General features: G+C 39.5%; 14 protein-coding genes and 1 pseudogene. 9 read left to right on the top strand and 6 right to left on the bottom strand.

Features of this window, described 5'->3' with window-relative positions; translation table 11 throughout:
* From IM485_RS22895 to IM485_RS02115, 3 genes and pseudogenes are all read right to left on the bottom strand, one after another.
* Positions 1 to 142, bottom strand: a pseudogene (locus tag IM485_RS22895) (DUF4351 domain-containing protein); the annotation flags it as partial.
* Positions 143 to 678: 536 nt separating this feature from the next.
* Entirely contained in the window at positions 679 to 2,778 is a 2,100-nt protein-coding gene (locus IM485_RS02120) for a tetratricopeptide repeat protein (RefSeq protein ID WP_287740921.1), read from the bottom strand.
* A 23-nt stretch (positions 2,779 to 2,801) separates the two neighbouring features.
* The gene (locus IM485_RS02115; RefSeq protein WP_287740919.1) at positions 2,802 to 3,302 is read right to left on the bottom strand and encodes a hypothetical protein; all 501 of its coding nucleotides are present in this window, start codon (positions 3,300 to 3,302) and stop codon (positions 2,802 to 2,804) included.
* A 198-nt stretch (positions 3,303 to 3,500) separates the two neighbouring features.
* Here IM485_RS02115 and clpS point away from each other — a divergent pair, with 198 nt between their 5' ends.
* The 3 genes from clpS to IM485_RS02100 are packed head-to-tail and all read left to right on the top strand — an operon-like array spanning position 3,501 to position 6,181.
* Complete coding sequence (gene clpS, locus IM485_RS02110; protein WP_287740916.1) at positions 3,501 to 3,788, top strand: ATP-dependent Clp protease adapter ClpS; 288 nt, start codon at positions 3,501 to 3,503, stop codon at positions 3,786 to 3,788.
* A complete protein-coding gene (locus tag IM485_RS02105; RefSeq protein ID WP_104395547.1) occupies positions 3,781 to 4,611 on the top strand; it encodes a CPBP family intramembrane glutamic endopeptidase in 831 nt (276 codons plus the stop codon). The genes clpS and IM485_RS02105 overlap by 8 nt, the downstream gene beginning before the upstream one ends.
* A gap of 52 nt (positions 4,612 to 4,663) precedes the next feature.
* Positions 4,664 to 6,181: an ammonium transporter gene (locus tag IM485_RS02100; RefSeq protein WP_287740913.1), complete on the top strand. Its 1,518-nt coding sequence runs from the start codon at positions 4,664 to 4,666 to the stop codon at positions 6,179 to 6,181.
* An 11-nt stretch (positions 6,182 to 6,192) separates the two neighbouring features.
* Here IM485_RS02100 and IM485_RS02095 read toward each other — a convergent pair whose 3' ends face one another.
* A complete protein-coding gene (locus IM485_RS02095; RefSeq protein ID WP_104395549.1) occupies positions 6,193 to 8,103 on the bottom strand; it encodes an Hpt domain-containing protein in 1,911 nt (636 codons plus the stop codon).
* Positions 8,104 to 8,369: 266 nt separating this feature from the next.
* Here IM485_RS02095 and IM485_RS02090 point away from each other — a divergent pair, with 266 nt between their 5' ends.
* The 6 genes from IM485_RS02090 to IM485_RS02065 all read left to right on the top strand — a co-directional run bounded on the left by IM485_RS02090 (position 8,370) and on the right by IM485_RS02065 (position 14,764).
* A complete protein-coding gene (locus tag IM485_RS02090; protein WP_353845996.1) occupies positions 8,370 to 8,885 on the top strand; it encodes a hypothetical protein in 516 nt (171 codons plus the stop codon).
* Between the two features lie 149 nt (positions 8,886 to 9,034).
* Positions 9,035 to 9,208 (top strand): hypothetical protein, encoded by a 174-nt coding sequence (locus IM485_RS02085; protein ID WP_287740910.1) that lies wholly within the window; start codon positions 9,035 to 9,037, stop codon positions 9,206 to 9,208.
* A gap of 138 nt (positions 9,209 to 9,346) precedes the next feature.
* The gene (locus IM485_RS02080; protein ID WP_287740908.1) at positions 9,347 to 9,496 is read left to right on the top strand and encodes a hypothetical protein; all 150 of its coding nucleotides are present in this window, start codon (positions 9,347 to 9,349) and stop codon (positions 9,494 to 9,496) included.
* Between the two features lie 936 nt (positions 9,497 to 10,432).
* Positions 10,433 to 12,454: a phospholipase effector Tle1 domain-containing protein gene (locus IM485_RS02075; RefSeq protein WP_104395551.1), complete on the top strand. Its 2,022-nt coding sequence runs from the start codon at positions 10,433 to 10,435 to the stop codon at positions 12,452 to 12,454.
* 51 nt (positions 12,455 to 12,505) lie between these two features.
* On the top strand, positions 12,506 to 12,991 hold the full coding sequence (locus tag IM485_RS02070) for a hypothetical protein (protein WP_287740907.1): 486 nt from the start codon (positions 12,506 to 12,508) through the stop codon (positions 12,989 to 12,991).
* Positions 12,992 to 13,102: 111 nt separating this feature from the next.
* Complete coding sequence (locus IM485_RS02065; RefSeq protein WP_287740905.1) at positions 13,103 to 14,764, top strand: GUN4 domain-containing protein; 1,662 nt, start codon at positions 13,103 to 13,105, stop codon at positions 14,762 to 14,764.
* 962 nt (positions 14,765 to 15,726) lie between these two features.
* On the opposite strand, the gene IM485_RS02060 is transcribed toward IM485_RS02065, so the two are convergent.
* Positions 15,727 to 16,374: a Uma2 family endonuclease gene (locus IM485_RS02060; RefSeq protein WP_287740902.1), complete on the bottom strand. Its 648-nt coding sequence runs from the start codon at positions 16,372 to 16,374 to the stop codon at positions 15,727 to 15,729.
* A gap of 35 nt (positions 16,375 to 16,409) precedes the next feature.
* Positions 16,410 to 18,758 (bottom strand): HD family phosphohydrolase, encoded by a 2,349-nt coding sequence (locus IM485_RS02055; RefSeq protein ID WP_287740897.1) that lies wholly within the window; start codon positions 18,756 to 18,758, stop codon positions 16,410 to 16,412.
* Positions 18,759 to 19,392: the final 634 nt, after the last annotated feature.

Genomic DNA, 19,392 nt, shown 5'->3' with positions numbered 1-19,392 from the left:
TTTCAGAGATATTAGGACTAAAATACACATCAATTTCTTTAATTTCTGAGGTGACTTCTTTGCTGACAACTACTGTACCGTAGGGAGAAAGAAGGGTTTCTAAGAAGTCTTTGCTAAATTTATCCCAAATAAAGCGAGTCATTTCAGTTATCAGTTACCAGTTATCAGTTATCAGTGACTACCACCTAAACTCGGTAGCTTGAAAAAGGTTAATTGCCTCAGTTGCTGATTTTAGCCTCCAGATTAATCATCGAGAATTGAGCAAGCGATCGCATTTATGATCTGATTCTAATTTATTGAGGGTCGTTAAGAATAGTGATAATTGACATTTCTTAAGATTTTATCTCCGACTACTGATAATTAACATTAACATCGACAAAAAACTTTCTAAAATCTGCTTAGATAAAGACAAATATTGACATTTGCTGTTAAATTAGTCAGCTTATCGCCTCTGCTAAAGATGCCTTCTGGCAATCAAAACCCAGAAAACCAATCGCGTGAACTGATTGAAGAAAAATTGCGTTAAGCGGGATAGTCTATCAACCTCAATGGCAGTTTAAAACTCCTTTCTAGCAAGAATTTACTAATATTAAGCCAGCACTATTTAACGGATATATCTTTTAATTACCTGATACTTTTTAAGAGATTAACTATCTCATCGGGGAATCTTTGCTGTAATTATTTATCGGATAATCGCGACAACAGAATCATAAAATTTTGCCTTACTTTTTGGGTATCGGGATGATTTTCTCCTAATCTTTCTTGATAAATAGCAATAGCTCTCACATACAACGGTTCCGCTTCTGCGTATCTGCCTTGGTATTTGTATAATTCTGCTAAATTATTGAGACTGGTAGCAACATCGGGATGGTTTTCTTCTAATAGCTGTTCTATCAGAGAAAGGGAGCGCTTATACAACGATTCTGCTTCTGCGTATTTGCCTTGGTATTTGTATAATAGTGCTAAATTATTGAGACTGTTAGCAAAATAGAGATTGTTTTCTCCTAATAGCTGTTCTATCAGAGAAAGGGAGCGCTTATACAAGGGTTCCGCTTCTGCGTATCTGCCTTGGGAGCAGTATAATCCTGCTAAATTATTGAGACTGGTAGCAAAATAGAGATTGTTTTCTCCTAATAGCTGTTCTATCAGAGAAAGGCATCTCTTACACAAGGGTTCCGCTTCTATGTATCTGCCTTGACTGAGGTATAATTCTGCTAAATTATTGAGAATGTTAGCAAAATAGAGATTGTTTTCTCCTAATAGCTGTTCTATCAGAGAACGGGAGTGCTTATACAACGATTCTGCTTCTGCGTATTTGCCTTGACAGCGGTATAATGTCGCTAAATTATCGAGCCTAATAGCAAAATCGAGATTGTTTTCTCCTAATCGCTGTTTTATCAGAGAAAGGGAGTGCTTACACAACAGTTCTCCTTCTGCGTATTTGCCTTGTAATTCATATAACACTGCTAAATTATTGAAAATGTCAGCAACATAGGGATGGTTTTCTCCTAAGCGAGATTGGATTTCTTCACAACATTTTGTTAAGGTAACTGCTGCTAAATTATATTCTCCCTGTCCCTTATAAAACAAAGCTACCCCAAGAAACACCTGAATTAAATTATCTTCCGGGTTGGGAATATCATCTAACATGGTTTGACTGACAAGTTGCAGATGGGGAATTGCGGGATTTACTGCTGTAATAATCTCCCTTGTGGGGGTTTGCGGGATAGTTTTAGCAATGGTTAACAAAGTTTCCACAAAAGCGCATCGATAAAGAGAATTTTTCTCAGGAATTTCCTGTAATTGCCGTTGAAAAAATTCTCTCACGAGGGGATGAATCCGATAAAAAGAATAGTCCTCATCCACGGGTTGCATCAGATGAGAATTATCCAATTGTCCCCGCGCTTCTTCTAGTTCGCTTTCGGTAATTTCTGTGGATTTTGCCGTATCTTCTAGCAACGTCCAAGCAATAGCCACCGGTGCGAATAAACTCAACAGCATTGCCACTTTTTGAACAGCAGAACTTAAATCATCCCAACTGATTTTAATTGCGGATGCTACCCCTAAATGTCCATAATCTCTGTGGTTTCTTTCCTTAGTTAAAGCAGTATGAGCTAAATTTAATTTATCGCGTAAATGGCTAAACTTTAAATGACGATTTTTCGCTAAATATTCCCCCACCAACTCCACTGCTAAGGTTAAGCGTCCTAAAATTTCGTGACAAATCTGTTCTACTAAAGCTTTTTCTTGCTCAACTTTAGCAGTACCAACAATTTTGGTTAATAATTCTACACATTTATCCAAGGGTAAAACATCTAAAGCTATAGACTCAAATTCCGTACTAAGACACCTTTCCCTAGTGGTGACTAATATCTTAATCCTAGAATCTTTTGGTAACATTCGATCGGGAATTCGGTCGATATTGGGGACATCATCGAGAATTAATAATAATTTTCCCTGCTGAGGTAGCCAATTTTGCCAATACCAGTCCACTTGTTTTTCTAAAGATTCTTTTTTCAATATTTCTGGTAAAGATAGATAGGGACCAGCTAATTTAACTATTTCTTCTGCTAAACCCGATAGTCGCAAGGATAACCAATATTGTGCCGCGTATTCCTGTTGGTATCGTTTCGCATATTCCAAAGCTAAAGCGGTTTTTCCTATTCCCCCTAACCCTTCCACCGCGCAAACAATCACCCCTTGTTCTGTTTGCAATTTCTGATGAATTAAGGTTAACTCATCTTCCCTCCCGACAAAATTAACCGTACTTTTGCCCACATTACTAGGTATAGAGGGAATACTTACTTTTTTAGACGATTTTTCACTCCTGCGATCGCACGATTAAATGTGGGAAAATAACGCTTAAAAGTTGACTCAGTATCTAATTCCGCTTCGTAGGTCAGGGAAACAAAAGGGGGTATAGTAGATATGGCCGCTTTTAATTTGGCTGCTGCCGATCGCTCTGGTTGATTGAGTTTAGCCAGAATTTGATTTAATAATTCTAAGATTTGTGCAGAAGCAAGTTCTAGGGGTGGTTCTTTGGTAATTGCCGTCAATTCTGTGACAATTTCTGCTACCATTACCTCGGCATCAGGAAAAGATGCTTCTTGACTCTCGCTGGCGATTAAATCCCATTTTTCTCGTTCCAATTCTTTAATTTCTATGCGCTTATCGTTTATGCGTTGCTCCAAAAGAACTTTATCTTCTGAACGCGCAACTGTCCACGCATCGCGGATTCCCGCTAATTGTTCTTTTAAGCGTTGAATATTTTTATCGAGATTTTGTAATTCGTCAGTAGCCATGGGAAAATAAGCTTAAATTACAGGGTTAATTTAATTATGATCTATCCATCTAGAAATGTCATTCCTGTGGCTGTCCCCCACTCCCCAACACCCAACCCCTCACGGATCACAGAAAAAGCCTAGCTCAATCTGGAAATTTTGATTATGATCATTAGTAATTGACCTTTATTTGTGATATAGATTCAAAGGAGAGACACGGTGTCCACAGAAGTGATCGAAAAGCGTTCCACAGCGACAATCCGTAAACCAGCGCCTCGTTATCGCGTTTTACTCCACAATGACAACTTTAACTCGATGGAGTATGTGGTTCAGAGTTTAATGCAAACGATCGCCGGTATGACGCAACCCCAAGCAGTTGATATCATGATGGAAGCGCACACGAATGGTACAGCCTTGGTGATTACCTGCATCCAAGAACACGCGGAGTTTTACTGTGAAACCTTGAAAAATAAAGGTTTAACCAGCAGCATCGAACCCGATGAATAAAAGATTACGGGTAATTGCCACTTACCCAGTCCCCCTGCGACTGGGAATTTTTATTTTGCTCTTACTTTTTCTCTGGTTGCCGATCGCACTTCCCCTCTATCACTTTTTTGCCACTAATGCTAATCTGGTCTCAATTTTGACCCTTTCTGTTCTCTATCTGGAATTTTTGGGGTTATCCCATTGGTGGGGACGGACAATTTATGGCGATGAGGGATTAGCCGATTATGGTTTGATTTGGCGAAGAAAAACGCTGATCGAGTTAATTAACGGGTTAGCGATCGGTTTATTTTTCACTTTCTCGCTTTTTCTGTCCCAAGCGTTCCTAGGTTGGTTAAATTTCTTACCTGCGAATCCCCCAATCAGCAAAATCATCTTGGAGGGGTTTTTAGTCGCTTTAGCGGTGGGTTTTGCCGAAGAATTGCTATTTCGGGGCTGGTTACTGCGAGAATTAGAAAAGGATTATCGTCCCGCTATCGCTCTAGTGATTAGTGCCTTAATTTTCGCTCTTACCCACTTTATTAAACCTTTAGCCGAAATTATCCGCACTTTTCCCCAATTTCCTGCCTTAGTCTTGCTAGGATTAATTCTCGGTTGGGCAAAACGCGCCTGTGGTGGTAATTTGGGTAAAAGTATCGGTCTGCACGCCGGTTTAATCTGGGCATACTATATATTAAATGTGGGTCAGTTAATTAAATACACTGGTACTGTTCCCGATTGGTTAACTGGAATCAATAAAAATCCTTTAGCGGGAGTGATGGGTTTACTTTTCCTGACAATTCTCGCTATCTGGATCAGAAAAAAGGCAGTTTTGAGTGAACGATAGGGTATTAAATCAATTACTATAAAGGGGCAATTGCCCATGAGAGTTATAGCCGATGAATCGATTATTATCTTTTCTAGAATATCGCCCGCGTTTGCGTAATATCCTATCTTTTTGTTTCTCTGTTATCGTCATGCTGTTGATCGGTGTAGGCAAAGTCACAGCACAGGATTTAAATAATTCTACTCTGGATTTAGTTGCTAATATTTGGATGTTAACAGCCGGCTCTTTAGTATTCTTTATGAATGCGGGTTTTGCCATGCTGGAAACGGGTTTTTGTCGTACTAATAACGCCACTAATGTCTTAGCTAAAAACCTAATTGTCTTCTGTGTTTCTGCCTTGGCTTATTGGATGTTTGGTTTCGGTTTAATGTTTGGCAATACATCAGCACTAGGAAATAGTTTCTCTGGTGGCACAGGATTTTTCTTGGAAATTCTAACCCCTAATAATGAATACAGTCAATTCCAAAAATTGTGGCCAGGTCGTTCAATTGCCACTTTATTTTTCTTTCAATTAACTTTTGCGGGAACTGCGGCGACCATTGTATCGGGAGCAGTGGCAGAAAGGGTTAAATTTTGGGCATTTTTGCTATTTAGTTTCTTTTTAGTCGCTTTTTCTTATTCTCTTACCGGACATTGGATTTGGTCATCGGAAGGATGGTTATATAACTTATTTAAGTTTCGAGATTTTGCCGGTTCAACTGTGGTGCATTCGGTGGGAGGAATGGCCGGATTAGTGGGTGCTTGGTTACTAAAACCGAGAGATGGACGCTTTGGTTATAATCGCAAAACTGATCGTTATGAAGAAAAAGAAAGAGGAAATTTTGCTCCCCATCAGTTAGGATTTGCAACTCTTGGTTGTTTCATTCTTTGGTTAGGATGGTTTGGTTTTAATGGTGGTTCGGCAGTAAATTTGAATGATGTCCCCATGACAATTACTACCACGATGATTGCCGCTGCCACTGGGGGATTTTTGGCATTAATTTTTAATCCTTTAATTGGCCGCAAAGTCAGTTTATCCATAATTATTAATGGCATTTTGGGGGGATTAGTGGGGATTACGGCATCCTCAGGTTATGTTAATATCAAATCAGCTATTATCATCGGTGGCATTAGTGGCATTATCGTCTTATTGGGGGAAGAATTTTTAGTTAAAACTAAAGTAGTTGATGATCCGGTCGGAGCAATTTCAGTACATCTTTTTTGTGGTTTTTGGGGAACAATGGCGGTGGGTTTCTTTAGTACCAAAGATGCGGGAGAATTTGCCATTGGATTAACACAGAATAGTCGCATATCTCAAGTCGCTTTTCAATTTTTTGGATGGGTTATAGTCATGGCATTTACGTTTATTTTTAGTTTAATTCTCTGGCTAATGATTGGCAATCTCCTCTACTATATGCAAGTAATTGTTTTACGTCAAAAGAACCCACAGGTTAACTTCTCTCCTGTTGCCAGGAGTCAATCCTTCAATGTTTCTGATCTATTCTCTTTATTTTGGTCACGGGGAAGGGAAGGAATTCGGGTATCATTATCCGATGAATTAACGGGTAGCGATGGAGTATTTAGTGATTGAAAAATTGATGTTTATTTAATAAGTTTTTGGCAATCTGGATTATCTGGCAAAGCTCGATCGATATCCAGTTTCCAGGCTTTGTCATTGTGCCAACGTTTTGCCCAAAATTGAGCTTCTTTAAAGTTATCAGAAGTTGGGGGGATTTTGCACAAAATTTCAAAAGCACCTTCTCTACCCGGCAGATTAGCCACAAAATTATTGGCAGCTAATCCTATTGCTTGCTGAATTAACATTAACTCATTTAATTGAGTCGCACACTTTTCAGAAAGCCGATTACCTTGTTTACTTTTCAAGTCTTGCAGTTGTTGAATAGTCCTGTTTAAGCTAATATTAAAATCTCGTTTAGTACAAATTTCTGGAATACTAGGTGAGGTTGTCACCACGACATTAGGAGTCTTTTCAGGAGTCTTTAATGACAAGAAAGTAAATCCAAGAAAGCCTAATACTGCCAAGAAAGATAACACTTTAGTTAAGTCAGCAGGAGAATTTTCCACCTTAACTAATTTTTCTAATTCCTGTCTAACCCATTGAACATTAAATACCTCTTGATAAATTCGATTGCTAACTTCTAGATAATCATCATCTCTAATCACTAATTCTGCTTGCTGAAGTGCCAATTTTTCGGGTTTGTTATCAGCCAATACTCTCCCCTGCAAAATATCTTGATAGGTCTCTAATCTTGACCTAACATTTGCATCAGGAGTTAAGAGACTGTTTTGTACTTTCTGGAAATGGGCTGCCGCTTTATTTTGTAACCAATTTTCTACAATATTTTTCTGAATCAATTGTTCAATTTTTGGTTTTTCTTGTCCTTCCCGCAGCTCATTTTTATTGTCGATTAGCAAACGAATAACTATTTCCGTTAACTCCAAGTTATCACCTGTCCAAGCAAGAGTTTCCTCAATTAAAGTTGCTCGTTGGTTTTCCTCAAATTCTGCGGTTAATTTTTCTTCAGCCAGTTGATATGCTTCCCTTTGACTTGCTATCTGTGCTTTTCGCTCGGTTGGGATTTGACTTAACTCTAAAGAAGGCTTTTCTGACTCATTAATATCTTGATTTTCACTCCATTTTAAAGCTTCTTCTAAATCTTGATCAGAAAGAAGTTCTGGGGTACCAGCTACCAATTCCGCTTCCGGGTTAATCAGGATTTGTGGTAATTTGGCGGCGGCTAATAATTGCAATTCTTGACTGACGGTGATTTCTTCCCCGCGACCCCATTCTAATAAATTACTAGCTTGTTTTAATTCCTTAATAATAACCGGGGCAAGAGTACGATAGGAATGCTTGGGGTTAGCCAGGGCTGATTGGGCATTTTTAACTAAATATTGCCATTGTTCCTGTTCTGAAGCCAATTGAGACAGAGATAAAATTAGTTTTTGTAATTGCTGACGGGAAGTGCTGGTTTCTTCCTGTTTAAACAGTTGTAACATCTGTTTGAGGATATCTCTGACGCTGATGGAGATAGAAGGGGCTGCCGCAATAGCTGGGGTAGATTTTCCCTGGCCGAGAAGATAGTTAAGATGGGCTTGTAATTCGGCAAAAGTCGCTTCACCGTTTTTAACGATCGCATCAGCTTCCTCGCCTTGCAAACCCAAGGGCTCCTGCAGCTTATCGATCAATATCTGAAGCAGATCATAACTCTTGAGGAACAAAGACTCTAATTCTTGATCCACTTCTAGGGGATTTTCTTTCAATATTGTGAAAGCATCCTCAAGACGGTGAGCAGTTTTTTGGATACTGCTATAGCCTAACATGGCCGCCCCTGCCTTGACGGAATGGGCGGCACGAAACATCTCGTTCATCTGTTCATGGTTGTTCACGAGATTGCCTAAGTCTAAAATCCCGTGTTCCAAAGTTTCCAGGTGTTCTTTTGCTTCTTCGATGAAATAGCCGAGAATTTTCTGATCGTTAGCGGAGTCCAAAGTCCTATCCCCCTTATCACGATGCTATCTAGTCCTGGATTGGCCTAGTTTTTCATTAAATATATCAGTGACTCTTCAATCATTATAAATACATTAACAACTGCTGGCGAGTATTTCATGGAAAAATGAATGCGCTCCAGGGTTCGGGGGTTATACCCCCCAAAAACTTGGATTGATTGATAAAATCCAAACTAACACCCAATTTTAGCATAGATTTTGCCTTTAAAAATTTCAACTTAGTAGATTTATAAAAATGAGATGCCCCGATCACGGCATCATCAGGGGATGATAATATCAAATCAGCTATTATCCTCGGTGGCATTAGTGGCATTATCGTCTTATTAGGAGAAGAATTTTTAGTTAAAACTAAAGTAATTGATGATCCAGTGGGAGCAATTCCAATACATCTTTTTTGCGTTTGTTGGGGAACAATGGTGGTGGGTTTCTTTAGTACCAAAGATGCGGGAGAATTCGCCCTTGGATTAACACAGAATAGTCGCATATCTCAAGTCGCTTTTCAATTTTTTGGATGGGTTATAGTCATGGCATTTACGTTTATTTTTAGTTTAATTCTCTGGCTAATAATTGGCAATCTCCTCTATTATATGCAAGTAATTGTTTTGCGTCAAAAGAACCCACAGGTTAACTTCTCTCCTGTTGTCAGGAGTCAATCCTTCAATTTTTTTGACCTATTCTCTTTATTTTGTTCACGGGGAAGGGAAGGAATTCGGGTATCATTATCCGATGAATTAACGGGTGGTAATGGAGTATTTAGTGCTTAAAAAATTGATGTTTATTTAATAAGTTTTTGGCAATCTGGATTATCTTGCAAAGCTCGATCAATGGGCGATTTCCAATAAATGTGAAGAAAAAAGAAGGAATTTATCAAGAAATGAGAGAGTTAGGTTGAAGTCCAGGAACTCAACTATTTTTGAATGATGTCAATATTACAAAAGAGCAGGGATTTGGAGAGTTTAAATTAGCTGGTAAGTGGAAAAAAACCTATGGGGGTTTTAAAACAAAAGAACCTTGGTATATTCTGACTGACAGGGGGACAAGCGAGCTAGAAAACTTGCCAACAAAGGCTTCTGGCTTCTCTCGCTAGAAATATATATAGCGATTTTAGGCAAAAAGCTAACGAAAGAATTAGGGATAGGAGCGAACTTACTAGGAATTATTATTAATAAGTGAGAGATGGTGCGGCGAACTTTTTCGAGCCAAAACCATGAAAAGCTTATGATATATGGATTTCATCCTTCTTGTCCCCCTGTCAGATATTCTGACTAACTTTGGAGATTTAGAGACGGCAATAATTGCCTATCAAAAAATATTTGATATTGAGGAGATGTTTCAAGATTTTAAGTCGGGAGGCTATAGCTTAGAAGGTTCTTAATTAGCACGGCAATACCTATCAAAGCTGATAATTGTTATAGCTATCGCCTATACAAGTGCTACAATGCAAGGTAAAAAAATTAAGGATATGGGAATCCAAAAATATGTCACAAGACCTGAAAAAAGATATAAAGGTCAACGCAGACACAGCAGTTTTTATATGAGTCAACATCTCTATCATTGGCTCTAGCTACATCAAATATTCCAAAAAAATATAGAAGAGCTAATGCAAATTAGCCGCTATCGGTTGAAGGATTACATCAAAGTACAAAGAGCGATATCACTTGCCCTATCTACCTTATAGCTCGCTTGTCCCCCTGTCAGGATTATCACCTTAAGAAAGCACAAGAAATGTTTACTAATACCCCTAAGGACAATTCTGTAAAATCTGATATTACCATTAATCATGAGTCAGAATCACCAGAAACACATCAGTCTCTTGAAGGAATTTCTCATCAAGAGATGAAACTATTAACCAATTAACCGACTTATCGATCTCTAGTATTCGTAGTAAAGCTAGTCGCGGAAATTTGATCGTAGCCAACGATGGTTTTACCTATCGTTATGACAAAAATCCTCAAATCTTAAAGTGGCTTAAAATCTCACCTTAAGCCCTCTGGCTGGAAAAGATTGATATAATCAGGCCAATAGCCAGACACCGAATCGACCCCAGAACCTAGACAAACCCGCTGGCTGTCTAACGATGCCAGCAATTTAACTGCCAGTTTCTACCAACAACAATTGACCGAGAATATGGGATGAGAGGCTATTGAAGCTAAATTTTGTGAAAACTTCTCACTTATATCGCTAGATAACTAAAATGTGGTAAGCTAGACGGTGACGTTCACAAAGACCGCGACAGATAGATAAATCTCTTATTAGTCAGAGTCCCTGAACCCTTGATTACCTCTTTCTCCCCTAGGTGATTACAAAACCAATGGCTGAACAACGCTCTGTACTAAAATTTAATGGCATTGATGATCACATGGATCTATCCCACGGATTTCTTGACATCGATCAGAGTATTACCATTACATTTTGGGCAAAAGGGGAAAATAATTTATCTACAGAAACGACTCTTTTAGAAGCTGTTAATCAGGAAAATAACCGCGTTCTACATATTACCTTGCCTTGGGGCGATCCCGTGAAACCTGCGATTTTTTGGGATGCGGGAAATGAAGAAGGTTTCGATCGAATTGAAAAAAAAGTCAAGCTTAAGGATTATAGTGATTGGACTTACTGGTCTTTTGTTAAAAATGCCATCACAGGCCGAATGTTGATCTATCGTAATGGGATCATTTGGCATCGTGGCAACGGTCATAACCGTGCCTTAACGGGGATTGAAAAAATCATCTTGGGAGCCTCTGTTAATCTCTCCCATTATTGGCAAGGTTGTCTTGCAGAAGTTTCTGTTTGGAATCAAGCACTTAGCCAAGAAGAAATCCAGAAAACGATGTATCAATCTCCTGGGTTTGATGAGCTTGGCTTAGTCACTTATTTATCACTTAATGGCAGTGCAGAGGATCAAACAAGTTATGGTAATCATGGTATTCTTCATGGGACAACCTGGCAACTAGATAGTCTTCCCTCTAAACCAACCTCGCTTCCTAAATCAAAAACTCAGACTAGCAGTAAAGCTAGAAGGAATGCGAAAAGGATAACAATGGTCAACGAAATTTTTAACTCCCTTGAAGAAGAAGAACTGATTAAACAGGATGCTCCAGCCGAACATCAAGAACCTTCCCCGGAAGAGAATCCAGAATCAACTATAATCACCGAAGAAGCAGCTCTTCCCAACCATGAGAGCAATGAAATTGAGGAGATTACTGAAACGGCAATTTCTGTACCAGATATCCTGACTTATTCAAACCAGAAAAAACGGTTAATTATTTGTTGTGATGGTTCTTGGGAAGACTCTACCAGTGCTGATCCCACCAATGTGGTTAAATTCGCCGAATCTATTAAGTATATTGCCGAGGATCAAACCCCTCAAATCGTCTTTTTGTCAGGTTCTGGCAGCGCCGAAGATAACGAATTTATTAAAAGTTTAGGGAATGAAACTTTTGGCTGGGGCCTTGATCGGATGATTCAAGATGCCTATCGTTTTCTTGTCCTTAACTATAATCCCACAAGCGAGGATGAAATTTATTTGTTAGGTTTTAGTCGAGGAGCATATATCGTTCGTTGTTTGGCTAGTTTTATCGATAAATGTGGAATCCTAAAACGCTCTAAGATTAAAGAAATTCCCCAGGCTTATCAACTCTATCGAGACCACACCGTTAGTTCCGATAGTGCCAAAGCTCAACAATTTCGTGCTGCTAATGCCAAAAAAATTGAGACAGAAAAGGAAGATTTTCAAGATCGTATTCCAGTCAAGATGTTAGGCTGTTGGGATACAGTTGGTCATTTTGGTATTCCTGATTTAACTCCTTGGTTTCCCCTGGCTAAGTTTTATCATAAAAAATATGAATTTAGTAATACAAAATTAAGTCCGATTATCCAAAATGCTTTTCATGCTGTTGCCATTGATGAAAAACGTAAAAACTTTCCTTCCACTCCGATCAAAGCCAACCCAGAAAATCCTGAACAAGTTGTCAAAGAAGTTTTATTTGTCGGTGAACATACCTGTCTAGGTGGTGGCAAAAAAGAATATCAAGGACTTTCCGACTACCCCTTACAATGGATGATTAATCAAGCCAAAAAATTGGGATTAGAGTTTGACTCAACCACCTCTGAATTTGAGGAATTCCCAATTAAACTAGACCCGACCATCAAGTTCGATAATACGGTTAAGGGATTGTCGGCCTTGGGAGGTGAGCAATGGCGATATTTCAATACAAAAGTTGTCACTGTTCATCACAGTGTGGTAAAACGATTAAAGGCTTTTTCCGATTATCGTCCCAAAAGTCTTGAACCTTTTCTTCAAGCTTTACTTAACAGCGATCAACAGACAGATTAACCTTGCTTTAGAATTAAACCAATCCTTCGCTAAAAATTTGAGGTGATTTTTATGGAACTCGATAACATTATCAAAAAAGTGGCAGGTACTTATTTAGCTTCGGCTATTATTGCTGTCATCGTGCTAATTGTGACCCTCGGACAACCCTTTGTCGTTTTTCTGGGTATCGGAGCGATGGGGTTGGTTAGTGTCTTAGGAGATGCGATCGCTCAGTACGGAATTGAAGCGGTTCTGAATTCTTTTTACACTGAGCGAAGTAAAAAAGAATCCCTGGAAACACTTTTAGCTGAAATTGATGCTTTACCTCTGACTGATGACCTGAAATTAAAAACTAAAAAATACTTGACTGACTATCAAGAACAGACAGCAAAGCAGCAAGAAACGGTAACTCAGTCAACTCCTGAAAGTCCTCAAACAGTTGTTATTGAAAAGGAACCAGTTATTGAAAAGGAACCAGTTGTTGAAAAGGAACCAGTTGTTGAAAATGAACCAGTTGTTGAAAATGAACCAGTTGTTGTTGAAGTTGAAAATGTTTAATTAGGTATTGCTCCCTCTTGTAATAGCTGGGAGCAGAGGATGATTATTGCTAAGTACTGAGGAATTTTTTGGTCTAAGATAGCTATGCTAAATAGGAACTCTCCACATCTGATGACCTATAAAAAAATTGCCATTTATGAGCAAAGCTATCAACTTCCTGTTTTTAAAAATAGATACTTAAAGAATTTTCAGAAAATCATCAAAGAACGTCGGAAATTAATTCAAGAAGGAGTTCGATACCATTACTATTTTGGTAAGATTATTAAACGAAAAGAAAAAATTACTCAACAAGAAATCTTGATCGAGACTCAGTTATTAATTAAAGACTATAATTTATTAATTAACGGACTAGAAATCTATCAAGACGGATATTATCGTTTTTTACTACAACTCAGTGACAATCTCAAAATTTTATTTTCCCAAAAATATCAAGAATTAAAAATCTTAGACTACGAGAGAATAAAGTTAGAAATTAAAAATAATAATAATCAAAATATTCTCAATCAACTCAAGCTAGAAAAACAGGAAAATTTTCGGGCAATTTTGCTACTGGGAAAAACATCTTTTTTGATGTTGAGAAAAACTAAATTACTAGGGGAAGGAGTTCAGAAATTAGCCGAGGATACTCAAAAGCAGAAAAAAATTGTGCAAGCAATTATTCAAGAACTCAAAACTTATGAGGAATTAAATCATTATCAACTCAAATCTCAAAGAGTTCGCCAAGAAATTGCGGATCTTGCCCAAAATGCGATTAATTTTGAAACCTACTTACAGGACTATTTTGCTCCTTTTCAATTATTAATAGAAGAAGTCATTAAGGTGGACGAAGAATTTTATGCAACAGTTGGAGAAATTAAGTATTTGGTAGATAATATTTTTCAACCTCAGCCTGATCTCTTAGAAACGTCAGATACCGCAATGAATCCTGAGTTTTTGCTAAATTTTCTAGCGACTGGTTACGAGAAAGAAGTAAGGTTAAAAGAGGCTTTTTACTCTGATCAATTTAATGATTACTTATTCAATGAAAGTGAATGGTCAGAACAATTTATTTCCCTAGAAAAAACCATCAATAAATTATCTGATCATTTAGCGGGACAAGAGGCTTGTCAAAAAGACACTATCCCCAAAACTCCCCCGGCAATAGTTGTCTCTCAATTCACTCAAAACAATCTTGACAAATCTTCTAGTTCTAAAAATCCCCCGACTTCCCCAAGTATCTTAACTCAAGAATCGGCCGATCTTGATTATAATCAATTACAAGATTTGCTAAGAAAGCAACAGTGGCAAGCGGCCGATCGCCAAACGACTAAGCTACTATTGAAAATTTTGCGTAAGACCTACTGGAATGAGGTTTATCCTCAAGACATTGCTCAATTACCTTGTTCAGAACTGAAAAAAATTGATCAACTTTGGCTGCATTATAGTAATGGTCATTTCGGGTTTAGTATTCAGCAGGCCATTTTCTCTAGTCTCGGTGGTTTAGTGGATTATGAAACCCAAAAGAAACTTGGCGATCGCTTAGGTTGGCGAAAGGAAGGTCAATGGCTCAATTATGAGCAACTAAACTTTCAATTAGAACCGAATTCTCCCCTCGGTCATTTACCCGTTCATTGGTTGATTTTTGAGGAAAATCTTTGTTATCCATCGGCCGAGGTTGCTGACAATCAAAACTCCGTCGCTTTCTGGAGAGTTGGCAATTGGTTATTGTGGCAACTTCACCTCGTTTTAAGTAAAATTCAAGCCTGTGGAATTATTCCTCTGTCTGACTTTTAAAACCATCACTTTACTAAATTGTCCGTCAAAAGTTGATCAAGAAGCCCAGTCCCCAAAAAGTCATCCACAAGATGGGAATATTAGTGTTTAGTTATTAGTTGTTTACTATTAGTCATTCCCTCGCTCTTGTGGCGAGGGATTTTTTTGTTTAGGGTATCTCTTGGGAAAATTACTGCTGGGATAAATTACTTTTTTATCGACTTTAATCTAATGGAGACTTTCTAAACGACTTCTAAATCTAGTTGATTTTTATATTTTTTTAGTATTTCGTGGGGTTTAAGTTTTTGCTCATCTACAACAATATTTGTTGCTCAAATAAATCTTCCTAATTCTTGTCTTTTTTTGTCTATAGCGGTTCTCGCATTTGTGCGGCACACTTAAACCTTTGCCGATTAAGCTGTTCAGGATCGGAAATGTACCTCTTCTGAATCAGAAACGCTATATTTCTTCATTCTTAAGTTCAATTTTTACCTTAATTTTTTTTGTTGGCTTTTGAAACTATTTCAATAACTTGAACCTCCTTAATTAGGGTTTGCTGAAAAAGTTTTTCGTGGGGGCAGGGTGTGGGGTGTGGGGTGTAGGGTTTTGCCCATTTTCAGACGGTCAATTACTTAATTTTCAGGGAAAAAGTACCTGAATTTTCGCCCCGATCCCTCCAATTGCTGGCACTTTTTGAGGTCAAAAAAGTCTAAAAGTCTTAAGTACCTAAACAAAATTAATTACACATATCTAACCCCGCTCTTGCCTCTTGCCTATCTTCACTAGGAAATTAATTTTGCACGACTACTTATCCAAAAAGTTTTTAGCCATAAGTAGCCTATATTCAACGGATTTAGTATTACATTGAAACAGTAGTGACGAGTCTGCGTTCTCAGAACCACAATAAACTAAGTTTAGTCTAGCAGGTTCAAATTAGGGCGATGGCGAAGGCACTAGGTAGCGGCACGGTGGCGAATTTAGTATTAACTAAAATTCTCTAAAGCTTCAAATTGACGTAAGGCAATACTAGAACCTTGGTTCCAGCCTAATTCAACATAATAGGGGAAAAGTTTCTTGATATTTATATCGGGAAAGAGACGACTATTTTCGCTTTCTTGATAACCGTCTTCTCTGAACAGATATATTTTTAATTCTTCCCGACGATAAACCCACAATTCGGGTATTTTTAGCAATTGATAAGCCTCTACATCAGTCAGAGAAGTAAAATCCACTTCTATAGCTAAATCGGGAGGAGGATCAACAGTTAAATCAATTCTCTCTTTGCCTAAAATTGCCTGTCTATTATCAATATAAAAACAAGTATCTGGCTCTACTCCCGCTTCCCCCAGAATTTTCAAGGTAATGGGATCAAAACATTGCCAGTCTTTACCTTGACGACGGAGGATAATTTTTACTAAATCCCTTAATGTATCAACACGATTGCCATGACTTGGTAGGGGAGACATAAGCCGAATTTCTTGAGTTTTGCGATTAAAATAGAGTTTGGGATAGGTTTTCTGGAGACGTAAACTCAGCAATCTTTCGTAATCTTCCCAAGTCTGATGCGGAAAAATAACTTGACTGCCCGGAGATAAAGATAAAGTATTTTCGTTGAGAGTAATTAGTAACATTTTGGTAATTATTTTTGATTTTTTGCTGTTATCTCTTATTTTTTTTTGGCTGAGGAGACTTCTAAAACTGCTTTCGGGTAGGCAATGCGTTGATGGTGGAATTGTTGCCAAACTTGCACAAAAACCTCGGCAATAATTGGTAATTCCTCCTGACGAATACCACTATCTACTAATTGTTGATCGCGCCATCGGGCCTGAAAAATCTTTTTGATCATATCCATGGCTTGTTCTGGGGATGCCTCCTTCAGCGATCGCAAAGCGGCCTCGCTACTATCGGCTAACATAACGATCGCCGTTTCTCGCGATTGGGGAATCGGACCATCGTAGCGAAAGGCCGCCTCATCGACGAATTCTTGACCATTTTGGGCGGATTTTTGCAAAGCTTGCTGATAAAAATAGGAAATTAAGAGATTGCCTTGGTGTTCGGGAATAAAATCGCGGACGACTCGCGGTAAACCGTGTCTGCGGGCCATGACTAACCCTTCGCTAACGTGCTTTTTAATAATCTCGGCGCTGACGTAGGGATCATTAATTTCATCGTGTTTATTCGGGCCACCCATTTGATTTTCAATAAAACCGAGAGGATCGTGCATTTTCCCGATATCGTGATAGAGGGTTCCCGTGCGAATTAATTCCACATTACAGTGCAGTTTTCGGGCGGCCGCTTCAGCTAAACAGGCGACAAAAAGGGTATGTTGAAAAGTCCCCGGCGCTTCCGTGGCCAAACGTTTGAGCAAACTACAATTAGGATTGGACAACTCCACCAGACGAATGGGAGTGACCACATCGAAACAGCGTTCCAAATAGGGGGATAATCCTAGGGCGATTACCGTCCAAGCTATCCCCGATAGACCATAGACGAGCGCCGTGGGTAGTAGAGTATAGATGATCGTGCTGGCCGTGGCGCTAACGATTAGGTAAGTGAGCAGATAAACACCGCCTTGGCTGACTCCGATTCCCATCCCTAGCAGCGATAATTCATCCCTAGAACGCAATTTTGCCGCTATCATAGCCGCTAATAGTCCCCCTATCGTCCCCGCGATTAAATCGGCGCTGATACCTTGGATGCTGAATAGGGAAAGACCGGCAGTTAAGAGGACCTGGGTGACGGCCAGAGTCGGGCCGTAGAAACTGCTGACTAATAAACCCACGGCTGCCAAATTGGTAAAGGGAATATTGGCGATCGCTAGGATCGGTGTGGTAAAACTTAGTAAACCCAAGAGAATAAAATCCCGGTGACGCAGAGGCCGATGGAGACGCTGAGCAACGAGACAAAAAGTCCCGATCGCACTGGTGACAAGGATTGCCGTTGACCCTAAACCCATCCAGTTAATGCCCCGTTCGCTCAAACCAAAGCCATCGATGAGAACAAACTGAGCTTGAGTAATTTTTTCGCCTGCTTTAACGATAATTTGACCGGTTTGAGCGCTAGACATGACCATATCTACCGCTTCCACCGCTTTAGCGGCTTGTTCTTTGGTTGCCTCCCGATCTTCTATCAGGTTCGCTTCTCCCTCCAGGGCTGCCAGAAGGATATTTTCGGCTAAAAGCTGCTGGCGACCGGTTAGGCGATCGCTGCTAATCTGCACGGCGATGGTATCCTCTAGGTGACTGGTGGAAATCCCCGGGGGAATGCCTTGCACCAAAATCCGGCGACTCGCTTGCAGGATGGCTGTTTCTAGGTTTTGCCACTCTCGATCGCCCATTTGGGCCACTGTGATCAGATCGGCGTATTTGAGTTTATTTAAGCTGGAATGCCGATAATTTTGGCTGTTTTGCCCCTTTATTTGCCGTAATTGCCCTAATCGATCGATAAATTGCTCAAAGCTTCCCTTCGTCACGCGCTGACGATAGGCTTGGATTTCGCTAACAGCATATTCCTGCTCTTTTGTCAAGAGGTTTGTAAAAGATTCTTCATAGTTGAGGCGGCTTTGTAGAGTTGACCATTGAGGGGCAGAAAAGGTGAGCAGCGTTTCCATTGTGGCGTTGGAAATAGTCCTGCCCATTAAAATGGAATTTCTTCGCAAAATTGGGCGAATTTGACTTAATTGCCCTAATGTGTCCTGCAGCGATCGCTCGATCTGGTCGGTGGTTTGGGGGTCTCTTTTCAGCCGGGGAAGCAGTCCAGCCCGAATTTTTTGGCGTTTGAGGGCGGTGGTTTCTTGGTCTTGAAAACTGGCATCTTCGGGGGCGATAATTGTGACCGGAGAAATAGTCCCGACGGCCAATTTCGGCTGATTATAGAAACGATAACCGACCACGCTAGTCAGACAACCGACGGTAAACAGGAAGATTAAGGGTCTTCGCAGTTTACCGAGGGAGTAAGAGCGAGATTTTCGGGCAGAATCAGGAAAAACAGTGAAAGAATGCAGAAAATGATTCATAAATTCCAGCTAAATTCTATAAACTGCGCCACCATGCCCAGAGGAAAAATACCAGCAATTTGGTTTTGGGTTCCCTCTTCTATTTTAAGGACTCCCTGTGCAAAAAAATTTTTTCTCGAAAGGTATCTAGATTAGGGTTGGCTGAAAAAGTTTGTTGGTGGGGTGAGGAGTCGGTCGCCGGTCGGGGAAGAGAGAGGCAAAAGGCAAGGGTTTGGAACTACACAACGGAGGGTCTTTCTCCGTTTCCTGATGGGTTAAGCAAGAGGTAGAACCTCTAGAAATGCGTTGCAAGGGAGACCCTTGCAACGAGGTACGAGGTAAATTATCAATAGCTCTAATCTATTTCTAGATTTTCTAAATCGGCTAAATCTTGTAATCTACCTGATGCTTTTTTGTTTTTTTTAAGATTTTCTAAGTCAATAAAGTTAACAATAATATCGTCAATTTTAACCTCAATTCTGGATAAGTAACAAGTTTGGAACTCTACCCCATCGGCTCTCTTAGGTTTGGTGGGTAAAATGTATTCTAAAATACAGTTTTGCGGCCGAGTGAGTGGGACGAACCACAAAGACACAAAGGACACAAAGATCGATCGATCCTATGTAAGTTAAGCTGATCACACAGACCCTAGAAG

This window comes from Microcystis sp. M169S2, assembly GCF_020245865.1.
Taxonomy (GTDB): Bacteria; Cyanobacteriota; Cyanobacteriia; order Cyanobacteriales; family Microcystaceae; genus Microcystis; species Microcystis ichthyoblabe_A.
The sequence above is the reverse complement of the archived record's forward strand: the minus strand, read 5'-3'. Positions and strand labels throughout refer to the sequence as shown.